A 17,902-nucleotide genomic window follows, 5' to 3' on the forward strand; every position below is an offset into this window, starting at 1 on the left:
CGGGCGGTTTCTCCTCGCGACCGATCCTCTCCCGCGCCTCTACCTGTCGATGGGGCGCGGGTTTGGACGGGGTTCTTCGCGCGCATCGCCAGGCTTGCCGCAGCTTCATCAAGCTGTCACAGGCAGTGCGCTAGTCGCTCGACCCACGGGCGCTCTCGCCGTGATCCGAACGCTATCCGAGGAACCGTCCGATGATCCGCAAGCTCACTCTACTGGCCGCCTTCGCCGCGACGATGGTCTCGGGCACCGCCTTCGCCCAGTCGGGCAGCCTGGTGCTCTACACCAGCCAGCCCAACGAGGATGCGCAGGCGACGGTCGATGCCTTCGAGGCGAAGTATCCCGATGTCGACGTGCAGTGGGTGCGCGACGGCACGACCAAGGTGATGGCCAAGCTGCAGGCGGAGTTCGCCGCGGGCGCGCCGCAGCCGGACCTGCTGCTCATCGCCGACAGCGTGACGATGGAAGGCCTGAAGCGCGACGACCGCCTGATGCCTTATGCCGAGGCTGACACGACCGGCTACGAGGCCGGGCTGCACGATGCCGACGGCACGTATTTCTCGACCAAGCTGATCACCACCGGCATCGTCAACAATACCCGTTCGCAGATGACGCCCGCCTCCTGGCAGGATCTTGCCAAGCCGGAGGCGAAGGGCCAGGTGACGATGCCAAGCCCGCTCACCTCGGGCGCTGCGCTGGTGCATCTCGCAGCGATTACCCAGAATGCCGATCTCGGCTGGGACTATGTCGAGGCCCTGGCCGCCAACGGCGCGACGGCGGCCGGCGGCAACGGCGGCATCCTCAAGGCCGTCGCCGGCGGCGAGAAGGCCTATGGCGTCATCGTCGACTATCTGCCGATCCGGGAAGCCGCGAACGGCGCGCCGGTGAACTTCGTCTTCCCCGAGGAAGGCGTCACCGCCGTCACCGAGCCGGTGGCGATCCTCAAGACCGCCAAGAACCCGGAAGCCGCCAAGGCCTTCGTCGACTTCCTGCTGAGCGAGGAAGGCCAGAAGCTCGCCGCCAGCCAGGGTTACCTGCCTGCGCGCGACGGGGTCGAGGGCCCGGCCGGCTTTCCGGCCCGCGAGACTATCAAGCTGATGCCGTTCGATGCCGCCAAGGCCCTCGCCGACGAGGAAGCCAACAAGCAGCGCTTCGCCGAGATCTTCGGCGGCTGACGCTGAGCCGCGTTGCAGACAGTGCGAGGCGTCTGAACGGCGAGAGCATCACTCTCGCCGTTCTCGTCCTTTTCGTCGTTCTCGTCAGCGTGCTGCCGGTCGCCCGCCTCGCCTTCGAAGCCTTCCTGCCCGGCGGCACGCCCGACCTTTCCAACGTCCGTTCGGTGCTGACCGCCCGGTCGACCTGGACCGCCACCTGGAACTCGCTGGTCACCGCGACGCTCGGCACCGCGATCTCGCTCGGCCTCGGCACGCTGTTCGCCCTGCTCGTCGCGCTGACCGACATTCGCGGCAAGGCGGCTTTGGTGTTCTGCTTCCTGCTGCCCCTGATGATCCCGCCGCAGGTGACGGCCCTGTCCTGGGCGCAGCTCGCCGGGCCCGCCAGCCCGCTACTGATCACGCTCGGCCTTGCACCGCCGCTCGGCGCATCCAATCCGCTCTACAGCGCCGAGGGGATCGTGCTCCTGCTCGGCATCCAGCACGCGCCGCTGGTGTTCCTCGCCGTGCGGGCCGGGCTGCGCGGCCTGCCGCGCGAGATGATCGAGGCGGCGCGGGCCTGCGGCGCGAAACGCCTGCGCGTCTTGGCGACGATCGTGCTGCCGATGATGACGCCGCCGCTGGTCGCCGGCGGGGCGCTGGCCTTCGTCTCGGCCGTCGGCAATTTCGGCATCCCGGCCCTGCTCGGCATCCCGGCCGGCTACACCGTGCTGCCGACGCTGATCTACCAGCGGCTGGCGAGCTTCGGCCCGTCGATCATCTCGGACGTCGCCGTGCTGTCGATCGTCGTCGGCGCCCTCGCCTTTGTCGGCTTCGCGGTCCAGGCGCTCGTCATCGGCAAACGCGACTATCGCAGCGTCGGCGCGCCCTCGCAGGCATTGCGCTATGCGCTCGGACGCTGGCGCGTCCCGGCCGAGTTCCTCGCCTGGACGATCATCGTGGCGATCCTCGTCGTGCCGCTGATTGCCCTCCTCGCCACCTCGCTGGTTACCGCCTACGGCGTGCCGCTGACCGCAGAGACCGTGACGCTCGCAAACTATGCCGAAGTACTGCTTCGGCAGGACGCGACGATCCGGGCGTTCCGCAACTCGTTCCTGCTGGCGGCCGGCGCGGCGCTGGTGCTGATGGCGGTGTGCGTGCCCTTCGCGGCCTTCATCGTCTGGCGCCGCAGCCGCTTCCTCGACGCCATGGCGATGACCGCGGAAGTTCCCTATGCCCTGCCCGGCATCGTCCTCGGCGTCGCGGCGATCCTGCTCTTCGTCGTGCCGCTGCCGCTGATCGGCATCAGCCTCTACAACACGATCTGGATCATCTTCTTCGCCTATCTGGCGCGGTTTCTCACTCTGTCGCTGCGGCCGGTGATCGGCGCGGTGCAGCAGACCGACCGGGCGCTGGAGGAAGCGGCAAGGATGACCGGCGCGCGCTATCTGTTCCGGCTGCGCACCGTGGTGCTGCCGCTGCTCGCGCCAGCGGCGGCGGCGGGCGCGATCCTCACCTTCATGACCAGCTTCAACGAACTGACCGTCTCGGCGTTGCTCTGGTCGGCCGGCAACGAGACGCTCGGCGTCGTCGTCTTCAATCTCGACGATTCCGGCGCGACGGTGCTGGCCTCGGCCGTGGCGGCGGTGACGGTCGTGGCGATCGTCGCGATCATGGGCGTGACCGCGCTGGCGGCGCGAAGACTGCCGCGCGGCGTCCTGCCCTGGACCGACTGAGGCCGGTTCAGGCGGCGCGTGCGGCGGGAACGCTTCCAGCGGCGCCCGGCAGCAGCCAGCCATCCCGGACGGCGATACGCACCTCGGTTCCCGCCGCAACGAGGCGAGGTGCCCAGACTGGCAGGAGTTGGCCGGGCGCGGCCGCCGGCGCCACCTCCAGCAAAGCGTGCGAGCCCTTGAACGTCGACTTGACGACGCGAGCGGCAAATCCGTCGCCGTCGCTCAATGCCAGATGTTCAGGCCGCAGGCACAGGCGCCCGGTCGCGCCCGCCGGGCCCAGCGTCACCGGGTCGGCCCGCACGTCGGCCTCGTGGCCGAACAGCGCGACCCGCGCCTTTCCGGATGCCGCCGGGCCGACGACGCGGCAATCCACCACCGAGCCGTTGCCGACGAAGCGGGCGACCGCCTCGCTGGCCGGCTCGCCGTAGAGCGTCACCGGGTCGGTGACCTGCAGCACCCGCCCGGCTTCCATCACCGCGACGCGGTCGGCCATGGCCATCGCCTCGGCCTGATCGTGGGTGACATAGACCATCGTCGCCTTGGTGCGCTCGTGGAATTCCTTGAACGTGTCCTCCATCGCGGCGCGCAGGTTGACGTCGAGATTGGCCAGCGGCTCGTCGAGAAGCACCACCGCCGGGTCCATCGCCAGGCACCGCGCCAGGGCGACGCGCTGGCGCTGGCCGCCGGAGAGATCGGCCGGCCGCCGCGCCTCGAAGCCGGAAAGGTCGACGGCAGCGAGCGCCGCGGCAACCTTGTCCGCCTTCGCTGCGCCCCTGATGCCGCGCACCCGCAGCGGATAGCCGACATTCTCGCCGACATTCATGTGCGGCCACAGCGCGTAGGACTGGAAGACGATGCCGACATTGCGGTCCTCGGGCGGCACGTGCCGGCCCTCGCCCGCCATCGTCGTACCGTCGAAGCGGATCGACCCGGATGACAGCGTGTCGAAGCCGGCGATCAGCCGCAGCAGCGTGGTCTTGCCGCAGCCCGACGCGCCGAGCAGCGCCACGAACTCCCCCGCCGCGATCTCCAGCGAGACGCCGTCGACGGCCGCAGCATCGCCGAAGCGCTTGGTGACGGCGGAGAGGGAGATGGCGGACATGAAATTCTCGTCTTGGCGGGCGGAATATCGGCGCAGGATAAAGCGCGCCAGCCACGGGTGCGAGAGGCTATTCGGAAAAGGCGCGGCCGGTGACAGGCATTCCCTTTAGCGCGAGGAGAACTGGTCTTCCATCCGCCGCTGCCATTCGGGCGACAGGATGATCCGGTCGATCTCGACGCGCAAACGCTCCGATCCGACGTGGAACAGCGGCATGGCGACGGTGCCGGCAAATCGCTGGACGCTCTTTTCCCCGGCGGCGCTCTTGGCAGCCTGGTAAGGGTAGGCGATCCGGTCGATCTCGTCCGCGTCGAGCGCTGCCATCGCAAGATCGAGATTGTCGAAGCTGGTGAGCGTCTCGGCCCGTTTCAGGTCGCTCTCCGGCACCGCCCCGTTAGCGACGAAGCCGACTCGCTGATCCGCGATCGCGTCCTCGAGGCTGGGACCGCTTCCCTTCTGGCCGGTGAGCGAGACCAGATAGGCCGTCAGGATGGCGGTCAGCGCCATGGAGAACAGCATCCAGATCATCGCGACGGCGCGTCCGCCCAGCGTCTTCGGCACGAGGTCGCCATAGCCGATCGTCGTCGCCGTCACGCCGGCCCACCAGAAACCGTCACCGATGCCCTTGATGCTGGATTCGCGCGACGCCAGGTCGCCGTCGCCGGACTTCTCGACCAGCCAGAAGATCGTGCCGACCACCAGCAACAGCGCGGCGACCATGACGACGACCTTCAGGAAGCCGACATTGAACAGCCCGGCCAGCCCCTCGATGAAGCCCGAAGCGCTCGACGCCCCGGGCGCGCCGATCAGCCCGATCGGGTCGACATGGAACGGCAGGCTGCGCCGGACCGTCTCGGCCACCTGCGGATCGGCATAGACCGGAAACACCGCCTGCATCGTCTGCGTCTCCGGCTGGCTGCCGGCCTCGACCAGGCGGTAGTAGAGGCCGGCCGCGTCCGCCGCTTCCCGGAACAGGTCGACCGCCGGCCCGCTCCAGTTGCCGTCCCCGTCCTGCATCGCATAGGGCGCCAGTTCGACCACGCCGACCTCCTGCGCGCTGGCACTCGCACCCGGAAGGGTGAAGGCGGCAAGGAGGGCGAGACCGGCGAGGAACCGGAGAAATCTTGGCATGAGGGAGGCGTACCTGGTGTGAGCAGGATCGACGCGGGCTGATACGCAGTTCGAACAGCAAAACGCCCATGACGCAACGCCGTCGGTAGTGTCGCGATCCCCTGTTTGGCACGCAGATGGATGGAATGCGCGATCTCGCGGCAGCAGCGATCAGCCTCACCCTTCCCCACGGGCGTCATCCTCGGGCTTGACCCGAGGGCCCATTCCTCTGCGCGTCCACAGCGGAACCGTGCAGATGATCCTCAAGGAACCTGAAGCAGGCAGCGCGTCCTCGGCGCCGATTTGGAGGGCGTCGACGACTTGGCATGGGTCCTCGGGTCAAGCCCGAGGATGACGCCGTGTTGGGGGTCGGTGCCAATCACCAACAGGCAGCCGAGCCCCCACGAGACCCTTGCCGCCTAGAACAGCCCCTCGATCTCCCCCGCCGCGTTGAGCCGGATGGTCTCGGCGGCGGGCTTCGACGGCAGGCCGGGCATGGTCATGATCTCCCCGCAGATGGCGACGACGAAGCCGGCGCCGGCGGAGAGGCGGACCTCGCGGACGTGGACGGCAAAACCGTCCGGCGCGCCGCGCAGGGTCGGGTCGGTGGAGAAGGAGTACTGGGTCTTGGCCATGCAGACCGGCAGATTGCCGTAGCCGGCCTCCTCCCAGGCGGCGAGCTGGTCGCGCACCGTCTTCTCGGCGGTGACTTCGGCACCGCGATAGATGCGCCTGACCACTGTCTCGATCTTCTCGAACAGGCCGAGCGCATCGGGATAGAGCGGCGCGAACTGCGCGGCGCTGCTGTCGGCGAGGCGAGCGACCTTCTCGGCGAGTTCGGTGATGCCGGCCGAACCGTCGGCCCAATGACGACAGACCACCGCTTCCTCGCCCATCTGCGCGACATAGGCCTTGATGGCGTCGAGCTCGGCCTCGGTGTCGGTGCCGAAATGGTTGATCGCGACGATGGCGGGGACACCGAACTGGCGGATGTTCTCGATGTGCCGACCGAGATTGGCGCAGCCGGCCTTCACCGCCGTGACGTTCTCGACGCCGAGGTCTTCCTTGCCGACGCCGCCGTTCATCTTCAGTGCGCGGACGGTGGCGACGATGACGGTGGCGGCGGGCTTCAGCCCGGCCTTGCGGCACTTGATGTCGAAGAATTTCTCGGCGCCCAGATCGGCGCCGAACCCGGCCTCGGTAACGACGTAGTCGGCGAGCTTCAACGCCGTGGTGGTGGCGACGACCGAGTTGCAGCCATGGGCGATGTTGGCGAAGGGGCCGCCGTGGACGAAGGCCGGATTGTTCTCCAGCGTCTGGACGAGATTGGGCTGCATCGCGTCCTTGAGCAGCACCGCCATGGCCCCGTCGGCCTTGAGGTCGCGGGCGAAGACCGGCGTCTTGTCGCGGCGATAGGCGACGACGATGGCGCCGAGGCGCTTCTCGAGATCGGCAAGGTCGGTAGCCAGGCACAGGATCGCCATGACCTCGGAGGCGACGGTGATGTCGAAGCCGCTCTCGCGCGGATAGCCGTTGGCGACGCCGCCGAGCGAGGCGACGATGCCGCGCAGCGCCCGGTCGTTCATGTCCATGACCCGGCGCCAGGTGATGCGGCGGGTATCGATGTCGAGCGCATTGCCCCAGTAGACATGGTTGTCGATCAGCGCGGCGAGCAAATTGTGCGCCGTGGTGATGGCGTGAAAGTCGCCGGTAAAATGGAGGTTCATGTCCTCCATCGGCACGATCTGCGCATAGCCGCCGCCGGCAGCGCCGCCCTTCATGCCGAAATTCGGCCCGAGCGAGGCTTCGCGTATGCAGACGCAGGCGCGCCTGCCGATGCGGTTGAGGCCGTCGCCGAGCCCGACCGTGGTGGTGGTCTTGCCCTCCCCGGCCGGCGTCGGGTTGATCGCGGTGACGAGGATCAGCTTGCCGTCCGGCCGGCCCGCCAGCGACTTGATGAAGCCGGCGGAGATCTTCGCCTTGTCGTGGCCGTAAGGGACGATGTCCGCCTCTTCGATGCCAAGGCGGGCGGCAATCTCGCGGATCGGCTTCTTCTTTGCGGCACGTGCGATCGCGATGTCGGACTTGAACTCGGCCAAGTGGTTGTCTCCCGATTCCGATTTTTTTGTTGCGGCGGACCATAGGGAGCGAACGACAGAAACGCTACCGGCTGGGGCCGTGAAGAATTCTCAATGCAGGGGTAAGGTTTCGCGTTGCAACGAAGAAGCCCGGGCGCAGGGCGCACCGGGCTCCTCGTCTGTCAGTCTGTCCGGCCGCGACATCGGGAGGAAAATGTCGGCACACCGGGCAGTTCGCGGCGCTGCGAGGCTCGAGCGATTGGGAGGATCTCGCGGGTCTCAGCAGCTCTTATTGCCGCAACGTCATCAATATAGCGCAAGTTGTGGCCGCTGTCTGTTACTCGTTTGCTACGCTTCCATTGCGATCAGGCTGGCATTGCCGCCTGCCGCGGCGGTGTTGACCGACACGACCTGCTCGCGCGTGAAGCGGGCGACGTAATTCGGCCCGCCGGCCTTCGGCCCGGTGCCGGAAAGGCCGGACCCGCCGAAGGGCTGCGAGCCGACGATAGCGCCGATCATGTTCCGGTTGATGTAGACATTGCCGACGGTGAGGCGTTCGCGCACGAGCCGCGCGACGTCGTCGATGCGGCTGTGTATGCCGAGCGTCAGCCCGAAGCCGGTGCGCTCGATGGCGTCGCACACCGCCTCGAGCCCGCCGGCCTTCCAGCGCACGACGTGGAGGATCGGCCCGAAGACCTCGCCGGGCAGCGCTTCCGCCCGGTCGAGTTCGACGATGTGCGGCGCGAACCATTGTCCTGCGGCCGGCAGGCCCTCCGGCAGCGTGCCGGCGAAGCGGATGCGCTGCTCGCGGCCCATGCGGTCCAGGTGCTCGCTCAGCATCGTGTGCTGCGCGGCATCGATCACCGGGCCCATGTCGGTGGCGATATCGCGGGGATCGCCCACGGTGAGCTCCGCTGCGGCGCCGGCGATCATCTCGACCATCGCATCGGCGACCTCTTCCTGCACGAACAACAGACGCAGCGCCGAGCAGCGCTGGCCGGTCGAGCGGAAGGCCGACATCACCACGTCGTCGGCCACCTGTTCGGGGAGCGCGGTGGCGTCGACGATCATCGCGTTGATGCCGCCGGTCTCGGCGATCAGCGGCGCGATCGGCGCATCGCGGGCGGCGAGCGCCCGGTTGATGGCGAAGGCGGTCTCGGTCGAGCCGGTGAAGGCGACGGCCGCCGTCGCCTTGTGCGCGACGAGGGCAGCTCCCGCCTTGCCGTCGCCGGGCGCGAGATAGAGGCTCGTGGCGGGAAAGCCTGCCTCGTGCAGCAGGCCGACGGCGATGGCGGCGATCAGCGGCGTCTGCTCGGCAGGCTTGGCGATGACGACGTTGCCCGCGGCCAGCGCCGCGGCGACCTGGCCGGTGAAGATCGCCAGCGGGAAGTTCCACGGCGAGATGCAAACGGCGACGCCGCGCGAGCGGTATTGCAGCACGTTCTCCTCGCCGGTCGGGCCCGGCAGGAAGGTCGGCGCGGCGAACAGCCGCTCGGCCTCGGCAGCGTAGAAGCGCAAAAAGTCCACCGCTTCGCGGATCTCGGCGATGCCGTCGTCGACGGTCTTGCCGGCCTCGCGCGCCAGGAGGTTCATCAACAGGCCCTCTCGCGCCTCCATCAGGTCGGCGGCCTTGCGCAGCCACCCTGCCCGCGTCGCCGCCGGGACGGCTTCGGCGGTGCGGACATGGCGGGCGGCCTCGCCGACCAGGGCGGAAGCCGCCTCGGCGCCGAGTGCGTGGACGCTGCCGATCGCCGTGCCGTCGACGGCCGAGCGGATGACCTGCGGCGCGTCGGCTTTGGCGCCCGACCAGAAGCAGCGGGCCGTCACGTCGAGCGGACCGGCGGCGTCGCGCTCGGCAAGGAAGGAAGCCAGCGCCTTGCGTTCGCCGAAGGCCACGCCGGCGGAGTTCTGCCGCGGCGCGAAGATGTCGCGCGGCAGGACGATCTTCGGATGGCGGGCGGGACCCTCGGCGAGCAGGTCGCGCGGGCGCTGCAGCAGGTTCTCGATCGGCACGTCCGCGTCGCCGACCTGCGCGACGAAGGACGAGTTGGCGCCGTTCTCGAGCAGGCGGCGGACGAGATAGGCGAGCAGGTCGCGATAGCCGCCGACCGGGGCGTAAATCCGGCAGGCGATGTCGCCGCCTTTGGTCTTGCGCAGCGTCTCGTAGAGCGCCTCGCCCATGCCGTGCAGGCGCTGGAACTCGAAACCGGTCGGGTTGGGCCCGGCCATCTCCATGATCGTCGCGACGGTCAGGGCGTTGTGGGTGGCAAATTGCGGGTAGAGCCGCGGGCGCCGGTCGAGCAGCGCGCGGGCGGCGACGAGATAGGAGAGATCCGTCGCCGGCTTGCGGGAATAGACCGGATAGCCGGCAAGGCCCTTCTCCTGCGCCAGCTTGATCTCGGTGTCCCAGTAGGCGCCCTTGACCAGCCGCACCATCATTCTGATGCCGGCCGCGGCGGCCAGCGCGTCGATATGGTCGATCACCGCCAGCGTGCGCTTCTGATAGGCCTGGATCGCAAGGCCGAAACCGTCCCAGCCCCTGAAGTCCGCGGCTGCGACAACGGCATTGATGACGTCGAGCGACAGTTCCAGCCGCTCGGCCTCCTCGGCGTCGATGGTGAGGTTGAGGTCGTAGCCCTTCGCCATGGTCGCCAGCTCGACGACCTTCGGCACGAGGTCGCGGATCACCGCCTCGCGGTGCGTCGGGGCGTAGCGCGGATAAAGCGCCGAGAGCTTCACCGAAATGCCGGGCCGGTCCGGCAGCGCCTTGTTGCCGGCCTTGCGCCCGATTGCCTCGATGGCGTCGGCATAGGATTTGAAGTAGCGCGCGGCGTCCTTCGCCGTCCGGGCCCCCTCGCCCAGCATGTCGTAGGAGTGCCGGTAGCCCTTCTTCTCGAAGCTCCGCGCCCGGTCGAGCGCGTCGCCGATCGTCTCGCCGAGCACGAAATGCCGGCCGAGGAAGCGCATCGCCTGACGCGTCGCTGTGCGCACGGCGGGGGCGCCGAGCCGCTTCACCAGCGTCTGCATCACGCCCTGCGGCGTCTCGCCCGGCCGGATGATCCGCGCCGAGATGCCGAGCGCCCAGGCCGAGGCGGCGGTCAGCATGCGGTCCTCGTCGCCGTCGTGGTGGGCCCAGTCGCCGGCGCCGATCTTGTCCTCGATCAACCGGTCCTGGGTCGCCGCATCCGGCACCCGCAGCAGGGCCTCGGCAAGGATCATCAGCGCCAGGCCCTCGCGGCTGGAGAGGCCGAACTCGCGCAGGAAATCCTCGACCCCGCCAATGCCACCGGCCGATTGCCGGATGCCCTCGATCAACGAGCGCGCCCGCCGGTCCACCGCCGTCTCGTCGTGCGTCCAGCGCCCGGCCGTGCCGAGCAGCGCGGCGACGGCCTCGGTATCGTCAGGCGCGAAGGGAGCGGTAAAGGGCGGAGGCAGGGCCGGCATCGCATTCTCCAGAAGCGGGGTCGGCGGCACTCTAGCAGGCTCGGCGTAGGCGCTTCTCGCCAAAAAGCGCTCTCAGGGTGGTGACAACCGCAGGCGGAATCGGTCAAACGCGAGGAAATGACGGAACTCGATCAAAAAGACCGCAGCATTCTCCGCGAGCTCCAGCGCGAGGGCCGACTGACCAATCTGGAGCTGGCGGAGCGGGTGCATCTCTCGCCGACGGCGACGGCCGAGCGCGTCAAGCGCCTGACCCGCGACGGCTTCATCCTCGGCTATGCGGCGAGGCTCGCGCCGGAGAAGCTCGGGCGCGGGATGATCGTCTTCGTCGAGGTCAAGATGGATCGCACCAGCGACGATGTGTTTTCCGAATTCAAGCGGGTCGCGGAAGCGACACCGGCGATCATGGAATGCCACATGGTGGCCGGCGGATTCGACTACCTCATCAAGGCTCGCGTCGAGGACATGTCGGCGTATCGCGCCTTCCTTTCGGAGACCTTGCTGGCGCTGCCAGGTGTCCGCGAAACGCACACTTACGCCGTGATGGAGGAGGTGAAGAATACCGCAGCGATTGCCTTCTGACGGTTGACCTCGCCGCCTCAGATGCAATGTTGCGCAAGCCTCAGACATGGCGCAATACTCAGCACCAATGGACCCGATCCGGCGCCGACGGGTGGCCGAACGCGGCAAATCGGTGCCTCAGAAAGGAGACACTCATGATTTCTCGCCACGTTGTTGCGGGGCTTTCCCTCTGTGCCCTGATCGCTGCCTCCCCGGCAGTGGCCCAGGAGGCCGAGAGCTGCTCGACCGTCCGTCTGTCCGACGTCGGGTGGACCGACATCACCGCGACCACGGCCGTGACCGGCAAGATCCTCGACGGGCTCGGCTACGAGGCGGACGTCAAGATCCTCTCCGTGCCGGTGACCTTCGCCTCGCTCGCCAACAACGACCTCGACGTGTTTCTCGGCAACTGGATGCCGGCGCAGTCCAACGACCTGAAGAAATATCTCGATGACGGGTCGATCGTGCAGGTCCACACCAATCTCGAAGGCGCCAAGTACACGCTCGCGGTGCCGAAATATCTGTACGACGCGGGTCTCAAGGACTTCGCCGACATCCACAAGTTCAAGGACGAGCTGGACGGCAAGATCTACGGCATCGAGCCCGGCAACGACGGCAACAGCCTCGTCATCGGGCTGATCGAGAAGAACGAGTTCGACCTAGGCGACTTCGAGCTGGTCGCCTCGTCCGAGCAGGGCATGCTGAGCCAGGTGGCCCGCGCGACGCGCTCCGAAAACCCGATCGTGTTCCTCGGCTGGGCGCCGCACCCGATGAACTCGACCTATACGCTCGAATACCTCTCCGGCGGCGACGACACGTTCGGACCGAACTATGGCGGCGCGACCGTCTACACGGTGACCCGGAAGGGCTATGTCGAGGAGTGTCCGAATGTCGGCAAGCTGCTCACCAACCTGACCTTCGACCTCGAGATGGAAAACCAGATCATGGGCGCGATCCTCGACGACGGTCAGGATCCGGGCGACGCGGCAGAGGAATGGCTGAAGGCCAATCCGGGCCGCCTGGATGCCTGGCTCGAAGGCGTCACCACGACGGATGGCGAAGAAGGCCTCGCCGCCGTCAAGGAATCGCTCGACCTTTCCTGAGCGAAGGGATCGAACCACGACGGCAGGGCCGATGATCCGGCCCTGCCTGCATGAACGGGCCCGCACCCCGCAAGAAGGAAATCGCCCCAAGTGGAATGGCTGGAAGATAACCCGCTACCGATCGGCGACTACGCCGAAGCCTTCGTCAACTGGCTGACGGACAACTTCACCTTCGTCTTCGACGGGCTGACCACGGGATTGGGCGGGTTCATCGACGGCATCCTCTTCCTCCTGGAATGGCCGCACCCTTTCGTCGTCGTCGCGGTCTTCTGCGCGATCGCCTGGTTGGCCCGCCGCAGCGTCCCGGTGGTTCTGTTCACGCTTTTCGGGATGCTGCTGATCATCAATCTCGGCTTCTGGGACGCCACGGTCCAGACGCTGGCGCTGGTGCTCGCGGCGACCACGGCGTCGATGATCATCGGCGTGCCCCTCGGCATCGCCGCGGCACGCCGCGAATGGATCTACATGATCCTGCGGCCGATCCTCGACCTGATGCAGACGATCCCGACCTTCGTCTACCTGATCCCGGCGCTGATCCTGTTCGGGCTGGGCATGGTGCCTGGCCTGGTCGCGACGGTGATCTTCGCCTTGCCCGCCTCGATCCGTCTCACCCGTCTTGGCATCGCCTCGACGCCGCGGCAGCTGGTCGAGGCCGCCGACGCTTTCGGCGCGACCCCCCTGCAGCGCCTGTTCAAGGTCGAGATTCCCTATGCCCTGCCGCAGATCATGGCCGGACTGACGCAGACCATCATGCTGTCGCTGTCGATGGTGGTGATCGCCGCGCTGGTCGGCGCGCCCGGCCTCGGCGTGCCGGTGCTGCGGGCGCTCAACTCGATCAATGTCGGCAACGGCTTCGAAGCGGGCCTTGCCATCGTGCTCCTGGCGATCATCCTCGACCGCTTCTTCCGGGTCGAGGAGTCGCCGCGATGACCAAGCCCATCGTTTCCTTCCAGAACGTCTCGATCGTCTTCGGCAAGAACCCCGAGTCGGCACTGCCATTGGCCGATGCCGGCCGGTCCCGCGCGGAAATCCGCGAAGCGACCGGCACGACGCTCGGTGTCGCCGATGCCTCGATGGAGATTTTCGAGGGCGAGATCGCCGTGCTTATGGGCCTGTCCGGATCCGGCAAGTCGACGCTGCTGCGCGCGGTCAACGGCCTTGCTCCGGTGACGCGGGGCCGGGTCATCGTCGACACCGGCCACGGGCAGGTCGACCCGCGCGACTGCGGCACCAAGCGGCTGCGGGAGCTGCGCCGGCGCGAGGTGGCGATGGTGTTCCAGCAATTCGCGTTGCTGCCCTGGCGCACCGTCGCCGACAATGTCGGGCTGGGACTGGAGCTGTCCGGGGAGCCGAAGGCGGAGCGCCGCGAACGGGTCATGACCCAGCTGCAGCTGGTCGGCCTCGGCGACTGGGCCGACAGCCGCGTCGGCGAACTGTCGGGCGGCATGCAGCAGCGCGTCGGCCTTGCCCGCGCCTTTGCCACCGACGCGCCGGTCCTTCTTATGGACGAGCCCTTCTCGGCGCTCGACCCGCTGATCCGCGCCCGGCTGCAGGACGAGCTACTGGAGATCCAGCAGCGGCTGAAGAAGACCATCATCTTCGTCAGCCATGATCTCGACGAGGCGTTCAAGATCGGCAACCGCATCGCCATCATGGAAGGCGGACGGATCATCCAGATCGGCACGGCCCAGGATATCGTGCTGCGGCCCGCCAATGGCTACGTCGCCGACTTCGTGACGCATATGAACCCGCTCAACGTCCTCACCGCCGAGAACGTCATGCGGCCGATCGATCGCGATACCGGCGATGCGCCGGCACGTGTCGCCGGCATGGCCGAGCCGGACACGCCACTGCGCCGGATCATGGAATCGGTCTGCAAGGGCCGCGGCTCCGTCGTCGTCTCGCGCAATGGCCAGATCCTCGGCCAGATCGGGGCCCAGGAGATCGTCGATGCGCTGGAGCGGCACCAGGTAAGCCAGTAGCGCCAGTTGCCCCGCACGATCACGCCCGCCTCTCCGCAGCGCCGGAACGGCTGGCGGGGTTCAGCGTTGGTTTCCCATCACGATGGCGCGCCGATATCCGGTCGCAACCTCCCCTGCATACAAGGATCAGTCATGCTCAAGTTCTTCGCCAGCGCCGTTGGCATCATCTTTCTCATCGGGCTTCTCGTGGTCGTCGGACTGCTGATGCTGATCTTCTAACCGCGTTGGACACGACGCTCAGGCTGCTGGACGTTCCCGGTGGCCTTTCCTGGTCCAGTCCGGCGCTCTGGCTGTCGACATGGTTCGGCGCCGGGCTGGTCCATCCGCTCCGGGCCGGGCTCGCCGTTGCGACGGCCCTGTTCGCGGCGATCCTGCTGCGACGCCGCGAATGGCTCGTCGCCTTTCTGGTAGCGGTCATGGCAATGGGGACGATAGGCGTCGTCCTCTGGGACGAGGCGGCCGGTACGGGTGACGACAGACGTATCGTCGTCGACGAGGTCGCGGGATTCCTTCTCGTCGCCTCGGTACTCGGCGCTTCCCGATGGCAGCGCCTTTTGCTTACGGCACCGATCTATCTCGCGATCGACAGATCCAAGATCTGGCCGCTGGAGTGGCTCGAGGCCTTGCCGGGTGCGATCGGGGTGATGAGCGACGACATCGGCGCCGCCCTGCTGACCATCCTGCTCTTTCTCGCCATCGAGAAGCTTGTGCCGGCCAGCACGGGTCCCCGCGTCCGATCGTAGCGCCCGGGTCTGGACCGGACTGTTCAGGCCTGCAACAGCGTCGCCGCGCGCGCCGGCGGCAGCCGTCCTTCATCCACCGCGAAACAGGCGACCTCGGTCGCGCCGTGCCGCTTCAGCAGCGGCAGCTCAGTCCGGCAGCGCTCATTGGCATAGGGGCAGCGCGGGTTGAACGAGCAGCCGGGCGGCGGGTTGAACGGCGACGGCAATTCGCCGGTCAGGCGGATGCGTTCGGTCTTTTTGCCGGGATCGGTTGCCGGCGTCGCCGACAGGAGCGCCCGCGTATAGGGATGCAGCGGGTTGGCGTAGAGCGCGTCGACCGGAGCGATCTCCACTGGACGGCCGAGATACATCACCATCACCCGGTCGGCGACGTGCCGGACGACCGAGAGGTCGTGGCTGATGAAGACGTAGGTCAGGCCGAGCCTGTCCTGCAGGTCGGCCAGGAGGTTGAGGATCTGCGCCTGGATCGACACGTCCAGAGCAGACACCGGCTCGTCGAGGACGAGGATCTTCGGCTCGAGGATGATCGCGCGGGCAATGGCGATGCGCTGGCGCTGGCCGCCCGAGAACATATGCGGGTAGCGGCCGTAATGTTCGGGCCGCAGCCCGACTTCGGCCAAAGCCGCCTCCGCCTTCGCCCGGCGCTCGGCACGCGACAGGCTGGTGTTGATCTTCAGCGGCTCTTCGAGGATCGTCCCGACCTTCTGGCGCGGGTTCAGCGCCCCATAGGGGTTCTGGAAGACGATCTGCACGGTCGAGCGCAGGCGCTTGGCCTCGCTCTTGTCCCTGCCGGTGATCCGGACGCCGTCAATATCGAGTTGCCCCTCCGACGGCGTCTCGATCATGGTGAGCATGCGCGCGAGGGTCGACTTGCCGCAGCCGGATTCGCCGACGATCGCCAGCGTCTCGCCTTCCTCGACCGAGAAGCTCGCTTCCTTGACGGCCTTGAGCTCCAGCTGCTTGGCAAACATGCCGCGGCGGACCTCGTATATCTGGCTGACGTCCTTGGCGGTGACGATGGCGTTCATCGGGCGGCTCCCTGCGCGTAGGACGCTTCGGCCGGCGCATTCATCGGGTAGTGGCACAAGGCTTCGCCCAGCGCCGGTGGCTGGCGCGGCGGCACGATGGTGCGGCAGCGATCGTCGGCCTTGGGGCAGCGCGGGTTGAACAGGCAGCCATTCGGCCGATCGCCCTGCCCCGGCACGACGCCCGGAATGGTCGGCAGGCGATCGCCTGTCGAGCGCTCGGGAATCGCGGCAAGCAGCGCCGCCGTATAGGGATGATGCGGCGCCTCGAACAGGCTCGCCACCTTCTGGCGCTCGACCTGCTGGCCGGCATATTGCACGACGACCCGCTCCGCCGTCTCGGCGATGACACCCATGTCGTGGGTGATCAGGATCATCGCCATGCCGTGGGACTTCTGCAGGTCGAGCAGGAGATCGAGGATCTGCGCCTGGATGGTCACGTCGAGCGCCGTGGTCGGCTCGTCGGCGATCAGCAGCTTGGGATTGCAGGCGGTCGCCATGGCGATCATGACGCGCTGGCTCATGCCGCCGGAAAGCTGATGCGGATAGGCCGAGAGCCGCCGTTCCGGCTCCGGCATGCCGACCTGCTGCAGCAGTTCGACGGCGCGATTCTGGCGCGCCTTGCGATCCAGATCGGTATGCGCCTTCAGCGCCTCCTTGATCTGGAAGCCGACCGTGAAGCAGGGATTGAGGCTCGCCATCGGCTCCTGGAAGATCATCGCCACGTCGCGGCCGATGATCTTGCGGCGCTCGCGGCCCGCCATGAGTTGCATGTCGTGGCCTTCGAAGCTCATCTCGTCGGCGGTGACGGTGGCGCTCGGCGGCAGGAGGCCCATCAGGCCGAGCATCGCCACCGATTTGCCCGAACCGGACTCGCCGACGATGCCGACCACTTCGCCGGGCTCGATGGTGAGATCGACGCCATCGACCGCCTTGAACGGGCCGGACGCCGTGGCGAAGGTCACGGAAAGATTGCGGATCGATAGAAGTGGCATGAGATCAGCTTCGTTTCATCTTCGGGTCGAGCGCGTCGCGCAGCCCGTCCCCGACGAGATTGATCGCCAGCACCGTGACGAGGATGGCGAGACCCGGGAAGGTCACCACCCACCACGCGCGCAGGATGAACTCGCGCGCCTCGGCGAGCATCGTGCCCCATTCCGGCGTCGGCGGCTGCGCGCCCATGCCGAGGAAGCCGAGCGCGGCGGCGTCGAGGATGGCGTTCGAGAAGGACAGGGTGGCCTGGACGATCAGCGGGCCGAGACAGTTCGGGAGGATCGTCACGATCATCAGGCGCAGCGGACCGGCGCCGACGACGCGGGCCGCCGTGACGTATTCGCGCTGCTTCTCGGCCATCACCGACGCTCGTGTCAGCCGGACGAAATGCGGTTGCAGCACCAACGCGATGGCGATCATCGCGTTGAACAGGCCAGGTCCGAGCACCGCGACGAGAACCAGCGCGAGGAGCAGCGAGGGAAAGGCGAGGATGATATCCATCACCCGCATGATCACCGTATCAACCCAGCCGCCGACATAGCCGGCGATGAGGCCGAGCGAGATGCCGGTCGACACGGCGATGACCACGACCACGACGCCGATGAACAGCGAGTAGCGCGCGCCGTAGATCAACCGGGAGAGGATGTCGCGCCCGACCGGGTCGGTGCCGAGCAGATAGGTCATCTGCCCGCCGTCCTGGAAGGCCGGCGGCACCAGCAGGGCGCTGGTGTTGGTCAGCGTCGGAGAATGCGGTGCGATCAGCGGTGCGAAAAGCGCGGCGAGAACCACCAGCGTGAACACCACGAGGCCGCCGACGGCACCCTTGTTTTCCGAGAAGTAGAACCAGAATTCCGCCAGCATGACGCGGCGGGCGCTCTTCGTC

The 17,902-nt window shown here is 67.6% G+C and carries 15 protein-coding genes; 8 read left to right on the top strand and 7 right to left on the bottom strand.

What is annotated here, in order from left to right; genetic code table 11:
• The first annotated feature begins 191 nt into the window (after nt 1–191).
• Nucleotides 192–1,172 (top strand): ABC transporter substrate-binding protein, encoded by a 981-nt coding sequence (locus GGR03_RS07405; protein ID WP_183206884.1) that lies wholly within the window; start codon nt 192–194, stop codon nt 1,170–1,172.
• Between the two features lie 89 nt (nt 1,173–1,261).
• Entirely contained in the window at nt 1,262–2,884 is a 1,623-nt protein-coding gene (locus GGR03_RS07410; protein WP_252920082.1) for an ABC transporter permease, read from the top strand.
• A 7-nt stretch (nt 2,885–2,891) separates the two neighbouring features.
• On the opposite strand, the gene GGR03_RS07415 is transcribed toward GGR03_RS07410, so the two are convergent.
• The 4 genes from GGR03_RS07415 to putA all read right to left on the bottom strand — a co-directional run bounded on the left by GGR03_RS07415 (nt 2,892) and on the right by putA (nt 10,615).
• Entirely contained in the window at nt 2,892–3,986 is a 1,095-nt protein-coding gene (locus tag GGR03_RS07415) for an ABC transporter ATP-binding protein (RefSeq protein WP_183206885.1), read from the bottom strand.
• Nucleotides 3,987–4,091: 105 nt separating this feature from the next.
• Nucleotides 4,092–5,114 carry an ion channel gene (locus GGR03_RS24585; protein ID WP_183206886.1) on the bottom strand — a complete coding sequence of 341 codons (1,023 nt, stop codon included), beginning with the start codon at nt 5,112–5,114 and terminating at the stop codon, nt 4,092–4,094.
• Between the two features lie 398 nt (nt 5,115–5,512).
• A complete protein-coding gene (locus GGR03_RS07425) occupies nt 5,513–7,192 on the bottom strand; it encodes a formate--tetrahydrofolate ligase (RefSeq protein WP_183206887.1) in 1,680 nt (559 codons plus the stop codon).
• 327 nt (nt 7,193–7,519) lie between these two features.
• Nucleotides 7,520–10,615: a bifunctional proline dehydrogenase/L-glutamate gamma-semialdehyde dehydrogenase PutA gene (gene putA, locus GGR03_RS07430; protein WP_183206888.1), complete on the bottom strand. Its 3,096-nt coding sequence runs from the start codon at nt 10,613–10,615 to the stop codon at nt 7,520–7,522.
• A 117-nt stretch (nt 10,616–10,732) separates the two neighbouring features.
• On the opposite strand from putA, the gene GGR03_RS07435 reads away from it, so the two are divergent.
• From GGR03_RS07435 to GGR03_RS07455, 6 genes are all read left to right on the top strand, one after another.
• A complete protein-coding gene (locus GGR03_RS07435) occupies nt 10,733–11,194 on the top strand; it encodes an Lrp/AsnC ligand binding domain-containing protein (RefSeq protein WP_183206889.1) in 462 nt (153 codons plus the stop codon).
• Between the two features lie 134 nt (nt 11,195–11,328).
• Nucleotides 11,329–12,276, top strand: coding sequence for a choline ABC transporter substrate-binding protein (locus tag GGR03_RS07440; RefSeq protein ID WP_183206890.1), 948 nt, complete (start codon nt 11,329–11,331; stop codon nt 12,274–12,276).
• 90 nt (nt 12,277–12,366) lie between these two features.
• The gene (gene choW / locus GGR03_RS07445; protein ID WP_183206891.1) at nt 12,367–13,206 is read left to right on the top strand and encodes a choline ABC transporter permease subunit; all 840 of its coding nucleotides are present in this window, start codon (nt 12,367–12,369) and stop codon (nt 13,204–13,206) included.
• The gene (gene choV / locus GGR03_RS07450; protein WP_183206892.1) at nt 13,203–14,258 is read left to right on the top strand and encodes a choline ABC transporter ATP-binding protein; all 1,056 of its coding nucleotides are present in this window, start codon (nt 13,203–13,205) and stop codon (nt 14,256–14,258) included. The genes choW and choV overlap by 4 nt, the downstream gene beginning before the upstream one ends.
• Before the next feature lie 132 nt (nt 14,259–14,390).
• Nucleotides 14,391–14,477: a small membrane protein YohP gene (locus tag GGR03_RS24980; protein ID WP_484463081.1), complete on the top strand. Its 87-nt coding sequence runs from the start codon at nt 14,391–14,393 to the stop codon at nt 14,475–14,477.
• A 5-nt stretch (nt 14,478–14,482) separates the two neighbouring features.
• On the top strand, nt 14,483–15,001 hold the full coding sequence (locus GGR03_RS07455; protein WP_183206893.1) for a phosphatidylglycerophosphatase A family protein: 519 nt from the start codon (nt 14,483–14,485) through the stop codon (nt 14,999–15,001).
• Nucleotides 15,002–15,024: 23 nt separating this feature from the next.
• Here GGR03_RS07455 and GGR03_RS07460 read toward each other — a convergent pair whose 3' ends face one another.
• The 3 genes from GGR03_RS07460 to GGR03_RS07470 are packed head-to-tail and all read right to left on the bottom strand — an operon-like array spanning nt 15,025 to nt 17,880.
• The gene (locus GGR03_RS07460; RefSeq protein WP_183206894.1) at nt 15,025–16,029 is read right to left on the bottom strand and encodes a dipeptide ABC transporter ATP-binding protein; all 1,005 of its coding nucleotides are present in this window, start codon (nt 16,027–16,029) and stop codon (nt 15,025–15,027) included.
• Nucleotides 16,026–17,021 carry an ABC transporter ATP-binding protein gene (locus tag GGR03_RS07465; RefSeq protein WP_183206895.1) on the bottom strand — a complete coding sequence of 332 codons (996 nt, stop codon included), beginning with the start codon at nt 17,019–17,021 and terminating at the stop codon, nt 16,026–16,028. The genes GGR03_RS07460 and GGR03_RS07465 overlap by 4 nt, the downstream gene beginning before the upstream one ends.
• 4 nt (nt 17,022–17,025) lie before the next feature.
• Nucleotides 17,026–17,880: an ABC transporter permease subunit gene (locus tag GGR03_RS07470; RefSeq protein WP_418884971.1), complete on the bottom strand. Its 855-nt coding sequence runs from the start codon at nt 17,878–17,880 to the stop codon at nt 17,026–17,028.
• Between the last annotated feature and the right edge of the window lie 22 nt (nt 17,881–17,902).

It is taken from the genome of Aurantimonas endophytica (assembly GCF_014196845.1).
Lineage (GTDB): Bacteria > Pseudomonadota > Alphaproteobacteria > Rhizobiales > Rhizobiaceae > Aurantimonas > Aurantimonas endophytica.